The sequence below is a fragment of the Deltaproteobacteria bacterium genome (assembly GCA_016210005.1).
Taxonomy (GTDB): domain Bacteria; phylum Desulfobacterota; class Binatia; order HRBIN30; family JACQVA1; genus JACQVA1.
The window spans coordinates 1-9,914 of the sequence record JACQVA010000162.1 but is presented as its reverse complement, the minus strand read 5'-3'; the positions used below and the strand labels follow the sequence as shown (position 1 = coordinate 9,914).

10 protein-coding genes are annotated in these 9,914 nt (G+C 64.8%); 5 read left to right on the top strand and 5 right to left on the bottom strand.

The window, feature by feature from the left end; translation table 11 throughout:
- The first annotated feature begins 191 nt into the window (after positions 1-191).
- From HY699_15870 to HY699_15855, 4 genes are read left to right on the top strand one after another with little or no spacing between them, the layout of a single operon-like run.
- Positions 192-773: a riboflavin synthase gene (locus HY699_15870; protein MBI4517283.1), complete on the top strand. Its 582-nt coding sequence runs from the start codon at positions 192-194 to the stop codon at positions 771-773.
- A gap of 37 nt (positions 774-810) precedes the next feature.
- Entirely contained in the window at positions 811-2,166 is a 1,356-nt protein-coding gene (locus HY699_15865; protein MBI4517282.1) for an MFS transporter, read from the top strand.
- Positions 2,167-2,215: 49 nt separating this feature from the next.
- On the top strand, positions 2,216-2,401 hold the full coding sequence (locus tag HY699_15860; GenBank protein ID MBI4517281.1) for a hypothetical protein: 186 nt from the start codon (positions 2,216-2,218) through the stop codon (positions 2,399-2,401).
- 4 nt (positions 2,402-2,405) lie between these two features.
- The gene (locus tag HY699_15855; protein ID MBI4517280.1) at positions 2,406-2,879 is read left to right on the top strand and encodes a 4Fe-4S binding protein; all 474 of its coding nucleotides are present in this window, start codon (positions 2,406-2,408) and stop codon (positions 2,877-2,879) included.
- Positions 2,880-2,949: 70 nt separating this feature from the next.
- Here the strand turns inward: HY699_15855 and HY699_15850 are convergent, their stop codons facing one another.
- The 3 genes from HY699_15850 to hisI are packed head-to-tail and all read right to left on the bottom strand — an operon-like array spanning position 2,950 to position 4,629.
- Positions 2,950-3,303, bottom strand: a complete 354-nt coding sequence (locus tag HY699_15850; GenBank protein ID MBI4517279.1) for a peptidoglycan-binding protein — start codon at positions 3,301-3,303, stop codon at positions 2,950-2,952.
- The gene (locus HY699_15845) at positions 3,300-4,193 is read right to left on the bottom strand and encodes an ATP phosphoribosyltransferase (GenBank protein ID MBI4517278.1); all 894 of its coding nucleotides are present in this window, start codon (positions 4,191-4,193) and stop codon (positions 3,300-3,302) included. Before HY699_15845 ends, HY699_15850 begins: the two co-directional genes overlap by 4 nt.
- A gap of 55 nt (positions 4,194-4,248) precedes the next feature.
- Positions 4,249-4,629, bottom strand: a complete 381-nt coding sequence (hisI, locus tag HY699_15840) for a phosphoribosyl-AMP cyclohydrolase (GenBank protein ID MBI4517277.1) — start codon at positions 4,627-4,629, stop codon at positions 4,249-4,251.
- 218 nt (positions 4,630-4,847) lie between these two features.
- Between hisI and HY699_15835 the strand changes: the two genes are divergently transcribed.
- Complete coding sequence (locus HY699_15835; GenBank protein ID MBI4517276.1) at positions 4,848-5,543, top strand: EthD domain-containing protein; 696 nt, start codon at positions 4,848-4,850, stop codon at positions 5,541-5,543.
- A 55-nt stretch (positions 5,544-5,598) separates the two neighbouring features.
- Here HY699_15835 and HY699_15830 read toward each other — a convergent pair whose 3' ends face one another.
- The gene (locus tag HY699_15830; GenBank protein MBI4517275.1) at positions 5,599-7,296 is read right to left on the bottom strand and encodes a glutamine--tRNA ligase/YqeY domain fusion protein; all 1,698 of its coding nucleotides are present in this window, start codon (positions 7,294-7,296) and stop codon (positions 5,599-5,601) included.
- Positions 7,297-7,657: 361 nt separating this feature from the next.
- Complete coding sequence (locus HY699_15825) at positions 7,658-9,526, bottom strand: PAS domain S-box protein (protein MBI4517274.1); 1,869 nt, start codon at positions 9,524-9,526, stop codon at positions 7,658-7,660.
- Positions 9,527-9,914 lie beyond the last annotated feature (388 nt).

Genomic DNA, 9,914 nt, shown 5'->3' with positions numbered 1-9,914 from the left:
GGCCTCGATGCGCATGCGAATCGCATCGATCGCACCGACCGGAAAAACCAACCCCGCCGCTTCCACCACCGCCGTCACGCATGTACGTCTACCGCAATCCAACCTCCGTGTCCAGAGGCCACAAGTCGGGCAGGGTCAGGCCTTAGCTGAGAGGCTTCATCGCAATTCGTAACGCAATCAGAGGAGGCGTCGTGTTCACTGGAATCATCGAGGAAGTCGGCGAGGTCGTGGAAGCGGGCTCGGGGCGGCTGCGCATCCGCGCCGCGCTGGTGTTGTCGGATGCCAAGCTCGGCGACTCGATTGCCATCAACGGGGTCGACTTGACCGTGGCCGAGACCGACGGCGGGTGTTTCTTGGCCAACGTGATGCCGGAGACTTATCGGCGCTCCAACTTCGGAGCGCTCAAACCCGGCGACCGCGTCAACCTCGAGCGCTCGGTGCGGCCGAACGACCGGCTCAGCGGCCACATCGTGCGCGGGGTGGTGGAAGGTGTGGCCACGATCGAATCGTTTACCCCCGAAGCCGACGCTGTCATCGCGTGCTTTCGTACGCCCGCGGAGCTGCTGCGCTACATGGTGGTGAAGGGTCCGGTCGCCATCGACGGCGCCAGCCTCACGATCATCGACAAGACACCGACCAGCTTCGCCGTCTCACTGGTATCGTACACGCAAGAACACACCAACCTGCTCGGCAAGCAGCCCGGCGACTCGGTCAACATCGAGACCGACATCATCGCCCGCTACGTCGAGACGCTGCTCGAAAGCCGGCGTTGAGCGGCGTCCGGCGGCCACCGTCGCTAGCATTACCGTGATGGGGCACCCCGAAGTTCCTCTGCGCACCAAGCTGCTCTACGGCAGCGGCGAGGTCGCGCTCGCGGCCAAGAACACCTCGCTCAACCAGTTCTTGCTGTTCTTCTACGCCGACGTGGTGCACCTGTCGCCTTCGCTGGTGGGGGCGGCCATCTTCATCGGCAAGCTGTGGGACGCGGTGACCGACCCGGTGATGGGCTACGTCTCCGACACCACGCGCTCGCACTGGGGCCGGCGCCGGCCCTACGTCATCGCCAGTGCGCTGCCGCTGGGCCTATGCTTCTTTCTGCTGTTCACCCCGCCGGCAGCCGCCAGCGCGGCGGCGACCTTCGGCTACTTGGTCGCCGTATACATGCTGCTGTTCACGTTCTTCACCGTTTACGCCACCCCGTACGTCGCCTGGGGGGCGGAGCTGGCGCAGGACTACCACGAGCGCACCACGGTGGTGCAGATTCGCAGCCTATTCGGCGTGCTCGGGGGCGTCATCGGCGCCACCGCCCCGATCGCCATCGCCCGGGGCTTTGCCGATGCGCGCCAGGGCTATGCGGTGATGGCGGCGGCGCTCGGCGCGCTGATGGCGGCGGCGGGCCTGTTGGCCGGGTGCGGCGTCACTGAGCGCAGGCGAGCCGGCACGCCCGCGGCCAGCCTGGGCCATTTCCTTGGCGGCCTGCGCCATACTTTTGCAAACCGCGACTTCCGCGTCGTGTTCTTGACCTTTTGCTTGATGACGACGGCGGGCTCGCTCGGGCAGGCGGTACAACTGATTGTGATCAAGTACCGGCTCGGTCTCTACGATTTCTTTCCGGTCATTGCCTTCACCTTCGCCCTGAGCTTCGCCGGCTCCTTCCCCCTGTGGCTGCGTTTGTCACGGCGGGTAGGCAAGCGGCGGGCGATGCTGGTGGGGCTGGCTTCGGGCTGCCTCACGCCGCTCGGCTGGCTGATTGTGCCACCGGGCGCCCACTTAGCGATGCTGCTGTTCGTGCTTGCCGGCGGGGCCGTCGCCGGCTCGGTGACGCTGGTGATGTCGAGCGCGATCGACGTCATCGATCTCGACGAGCTGCAAACCGGGGAGCGGCGCGAGGGTGCCTACTTCGGCATTTGGACCCTCGGGCTCAAGACCAGCAGCGCCATCGGCATCCTGCTCAGCGGCAGCTTGCTCGAAGCCGTCGGCTACGTCGCCGGGCAGCCGCAGGCCCCCGGCACCATGTGGTGGCTGGTCATGTTGCTCGGGCCGTTGCAGGCGGCGGTGCACCTGGTCGGGCTGGTGATGTTCCGCGGCTTTCGTTTCGAGGCTGAGGACGTGGCGCGGGTGCAGGCCGCACTGCGCACCCGCCGCGCTCAGGCGGGGGTGGTTTGACACAGCCGGGAGCGGTTGGTAGCGTCCGCCGCGTGCGAAGGAGTAAGCAGTGCACGAACCGTCGGCGTTGAGTCTGTTCTTGGAAATTGCCATGGCCCCTGACAACATCCCGATCGTCGGGATGATGTTTCTGATTGGCTATTTCACCTACCTGGGATTTCGCGAAGCCCGCAAGAACGACAAGCTGATCGCCGAGGGCCGCCAGAACGAGATCCTGCGCAAGATGCAGGAGTAGCGCGATGCCGTTTACCATAGTGGCCGAGAAGTGCACTGGTTGCACGGCCTGCGAGAAGCGCTGCCCGACCAAGGCCATCAGCGGCGATCCGCGCATGGTCTTTTTCATCGAGCCGTCGATGTGCATCGACTGCGGCGCCTGCGGAGTGATCTGCCCGGACGACGCCATCTACGACACCTACGGCAACATGACGCACGTGTTGAAGAAGCACGAGCGGCCGATCGCCGTGGTGCATCCCGAGAACTGCAACGGCTGCGGCGTCTGCGTCGACGTCTGCCCGTTCGACTGCCTCTACCCGTCGCCGAACAACGGGCCGGAATATCTCGGGCAGGTCGAGGTCAACGAGAAGACCTGCGTCGGCTGCCGGCTGTGTGAAGAGGTCTGCGGCTGGGAGGGCGTCTACATCATGCCCGCCGGCGAGAAGATCCCCTTCCTCAACGCCCTCGGTTACCAAGCCGAGGAAGCCACCGCCGGCTGACCGCCGCGCGGGGTTCCTCGCGCAACCAGACAAGGTCGACTATACAGGCGCCCCCGTGGCTGGCGCGGCTTTACGACTGGTCCTTGCCGGCCGCTTCTTGCAGCAGGCGTTTGGTTTGCTCGTTCAAGATACCGTCGGCTCTCAGGCCCTTGGCGCGTTGGAACGCCTCGATCGAATTCACCGTTACCGCATCGAGCTGGCCATTGACCTCGCCCTGATACTCATTGAGCGTGGTCAACACCGCCTGTGCCGCCTTGACGTCGGCGGGGTCAACCTTCTGCTCCAGCGCCCTGGCCTCGAGGTCGGCAATCGACGCCTTGATCTTGTCCGCCGCTTCGCGCGCCCGGGTTTCGGCGTCCAATCCCGAGCAGCCACCCACCAGCGCGGTTGCCACGGCCACTACCAGCCATTGTCTTCGCTTCATCCGACCACCTTATTGAGCGGGTATTCGATGATACCGACGGCCCCATGCTTGATGAGTTTTGGAATCAGTTCGCGCACCACCGGCTCGCTGATCACGCTCTCGAGCGCGTACCACTCGACGCCGTGGAGCTGCCCGGTTTGATACAGTGGCGACACGGTCGGTGCAGTCAGGCTCGGAATCATCGCGATGACCTCCTCCAGGTTGGCCTTGGGCACGTTCATCTTGATGCCGACCTTGTCCTCCGCCGCCAGCGCCCCTTGCAGCAGCAAGCTGAGCTGCTCGATCTTCTCGCGCTTCCACGAGTCGGCCCACGCCGTGCGGTTGGCGATCACCTGGGGGTTGGACTGGAACAGCTCACAGACGATGCGCAGGGAGTTGGCGCGCAAGGTCGAACCGGTCTCGGTGACTTCGACGATAGCGTCGACCAAGCCGTCGGCGGCCTTGGCTTCGGTGGCCCCCCAGGAGAACTCGACCTCGACCGCTATGTTCTGCTCGGCGAAGTAGCGTTGGGTGTAGCGCACCAGTTCGGTGGCGATGCGCTTGCCGCGCAAGTCGGCCGGCACCCGTACCGGCGAATCCTCCGGTACGACCAATACCCAGCGGGTGGGCCGGAAGCTGGCCTTGGAATACACCAGGTCGCACACCGGCTCGACCTGCGAATCGTTTTCGAGGATCCAGTCCCTGCCGGTGATGCCGACGTCGAAGGTGCCGTCCTCGACGTAGCGCGACATCTCCTGCGCCCGCACCAGCGAGCAGCGAATGGCGTCGTCGTCGATGCGCGGGAAGTAGCTGCGCTCGCTGACGCTGATCTTCCAGCCGGCCTTGCGAAACAACTCGATGGTCGCCGCTTCCAGGCTACCCTTGGGGACTCCGAGCTTCAGCAACTTCATTACGTCACAAACAGAGCGGGTGATGCTCGCGCGCGGGCGGGAAGCCGCGGCCGCCTCAGGCGTTTGCCCCGTACATCTCGGCCGGATCACGCAGGCGTTCTGCGGCCACACGCCAGCCCGCCGACTCAGCCACGCGGAAGAAGCAGCTGCGATAGCCTTCGTGGCAGGCAGGGCCGCGCTGGCGCACCTTCAGCAGCACCGCGTCGGCATCGCAATCGATACGCACTTCAACCACTTCCTGAGTGTTGCCGGAGGTCTCGCCCTTCACCCACAGCTGTTGGCGCGAGGTGCTGTAATAACAGGCGGTACCGGTGGCGAGCGTGCGCTCCCAGGCCGCACGATTCATGTAAGCGAGCATCAACACCTCACCGTTGTCGGCGTCTTGCGTGACTACGGTGACCAGCCCGCCGCGCTTATCGAAATCCGGTTGCTCCATCGTGCACTCCGGCGCCGTTCGTAACACAGCACTTTCGGCTGCGCAACGAACCATACCAGCGCCCTGGCGGCGCCGGGCAAGGGCACAGCCGACAACCGCGGGGCCATCGCGGGTTCGTACTGTGAGCCGCCGACCACATAGAAGAAGAGCCGCAGCCGGCGAGCGCCGACTACAACTGCGGCGGCGCTCGTGCTACGCCGGCGCACAGGGAGGCCAAGATGGAAAAACTGACGTACGTGCTCTGGAAGCAAGCGGCGGTCACCATCGACCAATTCAGGCAGCAGTTGCTCGGTCACAGCGCCCGCCGGCTGAGCGATCTCGGTGCCCGCGGGCTGAGCGTGATCCTCGCCGACGAACGGGCGGTACCGGGGCTGCGAATGTCGCGGCTCGACCCTACCGCCGTGGTATCGGTCTGGTTGGACACCGCGCTCAACCGCGGCCCGTGCGAGCAAGTGTTGGCGAGCCAGACCTCGCGCCTGGCGGGCTACCTCACGCTGGAGTCAGTCCCGATCGTCAACACCCAGCACGTCGCCCCGCTCGGCGAGCGCGTTCCCGGGCTGTACACGGTAGCCTTTCTCGAAAAGCCGGACTCCCTGGCTTATGCGGAGTGGCTGGAGCGCTGGCAGGGTTTTCACACGCGCGTCGCCATCGAGACGCAGAGCACGTTCCTATATGTCCAGAACGTGCTGATAAGGCCGGTCACCAACGACGCGCCGCCCTGGGTCGCCATCGTCGAGGAAGCCTTTCCGGCGGCGGCGGCTACCGATCCAATGGTGTTCTACGCAGCCGATACGGCCGAGCAACTGGCCGAACACCAGCGCCGCATGATGGAAAGCTGCGAGCGCTTCATCGACTTCAGCCGCCTCGAAACCCATCCGATGAGCGCCTACGTAGTCAAGCGGGCGTGGGACTAACGCGAAATCAGCCGCGCGATCGTGCACTTTGCGCCGGTCGGCGCTTCCCGGCATGTCAGGTGCCGCGCTGCGCGATCTTGGCCCAAGTGTCCTTCAAGGAGACGATGCGGTTGAAGACCGGGGCGCCGGGTTGCGAGCGTTTCGGGTCGACGCTGAAGTAGCCCTGGCGCTCGAATTGAAAACGGTCGCCCGGCTTTCCGGCGGCGAGCGCGGGCTCGATCTTGCAGCCCTCGATAACTACCAACGAGTTCGGATTGACAGCGTCGAGGAAGTTCTCTTCGCGGTCGGGAAACTCCTTGGCGAAGAGCCGGTCGTAAAGCCGAACCTCGGCGCTGAGGGCGTGAGCTGCCGACACCCAATGGAGCGTGCTCTTCACCTTGCGGCCATCCGGGGCATCGCCGCCGCGGGTGGCGGGGTCGTAGGTGCAGTGCACCTCGACAACCTCGCCCGTGGCCGGGTCCTTCACCACGCGCTGGCAGGTGATGAAGTAGGCGTAACGTAAACGCACCTCCTTGCCCGGCGACAAGCGGAAGTACTTCGGCGGCGGCGTTTCACGGAAGTCGTCCTCTTCGATGTACAGGATCCGAGAAAACGGCACCCGGCGCGTACCCGCGGATGCGTCCTCCGGATTGTTGACCGCCTCCAGCTCCTCCACCCGGTCCTCCGGATAGTTATCGATGACTACCTTCAGGGGCTTGAGCACGGCCATGACCCGGGGGGCGCGCCGGTTGAGGTCCTCGCGGATAGCGTGTTCGAGCATAGCGACATCGACGGTGCTGTTGGCCTTGGCCACGCCGATGCGGTCGCAGAAGGTGCGAATCGCTTCGGGGGTGTAGCCGCGCCGGCGATAGCCGGCCAGGGTGGGCATACGCGGGTCATCCCAACCCTCGACGTGCCCGTCGCGCACGAGTTGCAGCAGCTTGCGTTTGCTGAGTACGGTATAGGTCAGGTTCAGGCGGGCGAACTCGATCTGCTGCGGGTGGCAGGGAACGTCGAGCTGATCGAGGAACCAATCGTAGAGCGGGCGGTGATCCTCGAATTCGAGCGTGCAGATCGAGTGGGTGATGCCCTCGATGGCGTCCGAGAGACCGTGGGCGAAGTCGTACATCGGGTAGATGCACCAGGCATCGCCGGTGCGATGGTGGTGAGCTTTCTTGATGCGGTACACGGCCGGATCACGCATGTTGATGTTGGGCGAGGCCATGTCGACCTTGGCGCGCAGGACGCAGGTGCCTTCCGCCAGCTCGCCCCGGCGCATCTGCTCGAACAGCGCCAGGTTCTCTTCCACCGAACGGTTGCGATAGGGACTGTTCTTGCCCGCTTCGGTGAGCGTGCCACGGTAGGCGCGGGTATCCTCCGCGCTGAGGTGACAGACGAAGGCCTTGCCCTTGCGGATCAGCTCGACGGCGAACTGGTAGAGCCGCTCGAAGTAGTCCGAGGCATAGAACATCTTGTCGGCCCAATCGAAGCCGAGCCAGCGCACGTCTTCTTGGATTGAGTCGACGTATTCGACGTCCTCCTTGGCCGGGTTGGTGTCGTCGAAGCGCAGGTGGCAGACGCCGCCGAACTCGCGCGCGATGCCGAAGTTGAGGCAAATCGACTTGGCGTGACCGATGTGGAGATAGCCGTTGGGCTCGGGGGGAAAACGGGTACACACGGACGAATGCTTACCGCTTTGCAGGTCGGCGGTGACGATCTGGCGGATGAAGTCGGTCCCCGGCGCCGGGGCTGCGTTCTTCGAGCTGTCATTCATGGCGGCGCATCTCCTCTTCGAATCCAGCCCGACGGATAACAGCTTCGCTTGCGCATGCAACGGCGCGGCGCGGCTTCGCGGGCGGTCCCGCCGTCCGGCGCCTTCGGCTACAGCGACCGAGCCGACCGCGCAAACGGCCGGCCTCAGCGGAAATTGGGCATGCCCTCTTTGGCGAAGCGGCGCAGCAACTCGGGGTCATCGGGCGGCTGGATGTGCATGATAACGTGCGTCGTCCCGGGAATTTCCTCACAGGCTCTCAGGTCCGAAGCCAGTGCCCGGGGGCGAACGCGGCAATCATGGCTGCAACCCGCGGCCGAATCAACGGCTCGATCGCGGCGCGCTGGCTCCGCCGGTGCCGATCTCAGCTCGGTGCCGTCGGTGCGGCTGATTCGTTCGCCAGCCCCAGGCGCGCGGTGAAGTAGAACGTGCTGCCCTCACCCACGGTGCTTTCGGCCCAGATGCGCCCGCCCATCAGCTCCACCAGCCGCCGGCAGATCGACAAGCCCAGCCCGGTGCCGCCGTAAGTGCGTGTGGTCGAGCCATCACCTTGCTCGAAGGGCTCGAAGATTGCTTCCAGCTTGTCGGCGGCAATACCGATGCCGCTGTCGCGCACCGCGAAATGCAGCGTGATTCCCGGCTGCGAATTGCCCGCTGAGGTATCCGCAACCGGTTCACCGCCCGCTCCGTCTTGCGCGATACCGACGCAAACCGCGATCTCGCCGCGGTCGGTGAATTTGATGGCGTTGCCGACTAGGTTGAGCAACACCTGTCCCAGGCGTCCAGCATCGCCGACCACGACCTCCGGCAGCTCGGGCGCGAAGGTGGCGTTCAATAGAAGCCCCTTTGCCTGCGCGGGCACCGTTACGGTTTTCAACGCCTCGGTGACACTGCCACGCAACCCGAACGGCTGCGCTTCCACCGACAACTTGCCGGCCTCCATGCGCGAGAAGTCGAGGATGTCGTTGATGACCCCCAGCAGGGAGTTGGCCGATGCCTTGACGATCTCGAGATATTCGCGCGGCTCAGGGGCCAGGGCCGTGTCCAGAGCCATGTCGGTCATGCCCATGATGACGTTCATGGGCGTGCGAATCTCGTGGCTCATGTTGGCCAAGAACTCGCTCTTCGAGCGGTTAGCGGCTTCGGCGGCGGCCTTCGCCTGCTGCAACTCGTGCTCGGCGAGCTTGCGTTCCCTGATGTCACGGGCAATGACAACGGCGCCGAGGCTTTCGCGCCGCCGATCACGCAGGTGCGAGATCGAGACGCTCACGGCCACCGCCTCCCCGGCGCGGCTACCGAAGCTCATTTCTTCGTCGCGCACCGTCTCGCGTTGCAACAGCGCGCGCAGGCGCTCGCTGCTCGCTGCGTCATGGTGCGCCAAGCCGTCGATGGGTTTGCCGAGCAGCTCGGACTCGCGATAGCCGAGCGTCGCGCACAGAGCGGAGTTGACGACGCGCACTCGGCCTTCAGCGTCACAGACGGCGAGCGGATCGGCCATGGTGGCGATGATCTCGTTGGCCGCGAAGGCCGGGACAATGTCCACCAGCCGATAACGCTGGATGGTCACCGCCATCAGGCTGAGGCAGATAGCTACCGGCAAGTAGCCGAAGGGATAGAGCTCGAAGCCGTAGCAAGGGAGGTAGTCGACCGCGCCCAGGTAAGCGATGCTGAAGCCGATCAGCAGCAAGCGCAGCCGGGCCCGTTGTGTGCCGGCACTCGCCGTGCGGTATGCGATCCAGTAGTCGCGGAGATTGATCAGGGCGACGCCGAAGAAGAAGAGCAGAAAAGGGACACCGAGCCAGCCGTAACGCGGATAGTAGCCCCACCAGAAGCGATAGACCCCCGCCAGCAAGGCATCGCTGCCGAGCGCCGCCGCCGAGAACAGCGCCGCCAGTAGCCAGTTGATCCAAACCAGCCACCGGCGTCGCGGGTAGAGGCCCATCACGATGACCGAAAAGGAGTAGATCGCCGGCGAGATCGCGGGGATGCCGAGAAAATGAAAGCGTGCCCACCACAGCGCCAAGGCGGCGTTGGCCGAGCAATACATGGCAGCCAGTCCCCCCAGCCACACCGCGACCGCCAGCTGCACAAAAAACAACGCCACGCTGACGCGGGAGACGCGCTCGCGAACAAGCACGGCGCTGCCTACCAGCAGCAGCCCGAGCGCCGTCAGCGCGGGCGCCAGGGCATAGAGATTGAGAACGTAGTTACTCGAGTCCGACACAGCCATCATGAGCGCGACGCCCGCGCTCGCGTGTACCACCTACCACAAGTGCCCGCATCTACGCACACGCCAAGCGCCAGCACCGACCGGTCGGGTGTGCGACAAATCTGTGGGTAACGTGCAGCCGACCGGGCAAATCCTCACCATTCTGACTGTACTGGGTACTGTCAGGCCGAGGCCCATGGCCTAAAGGGACGCAATTTGTCATTCCCCCGTAAGCGGGATTGACGGCCATAACACCGAACAGGATCAGGGTCGGCACCACGTTACCCACATTTTTGTCGCGCACCCGGACCGGTTCGCCATCCTTGATTTCTGCCGGACGGGGAGTAGCCTGCACGGCCATGCACCTGCCTCGATTCATGCGGCGCGTAAACCGTATCTTCACCAACCCGCT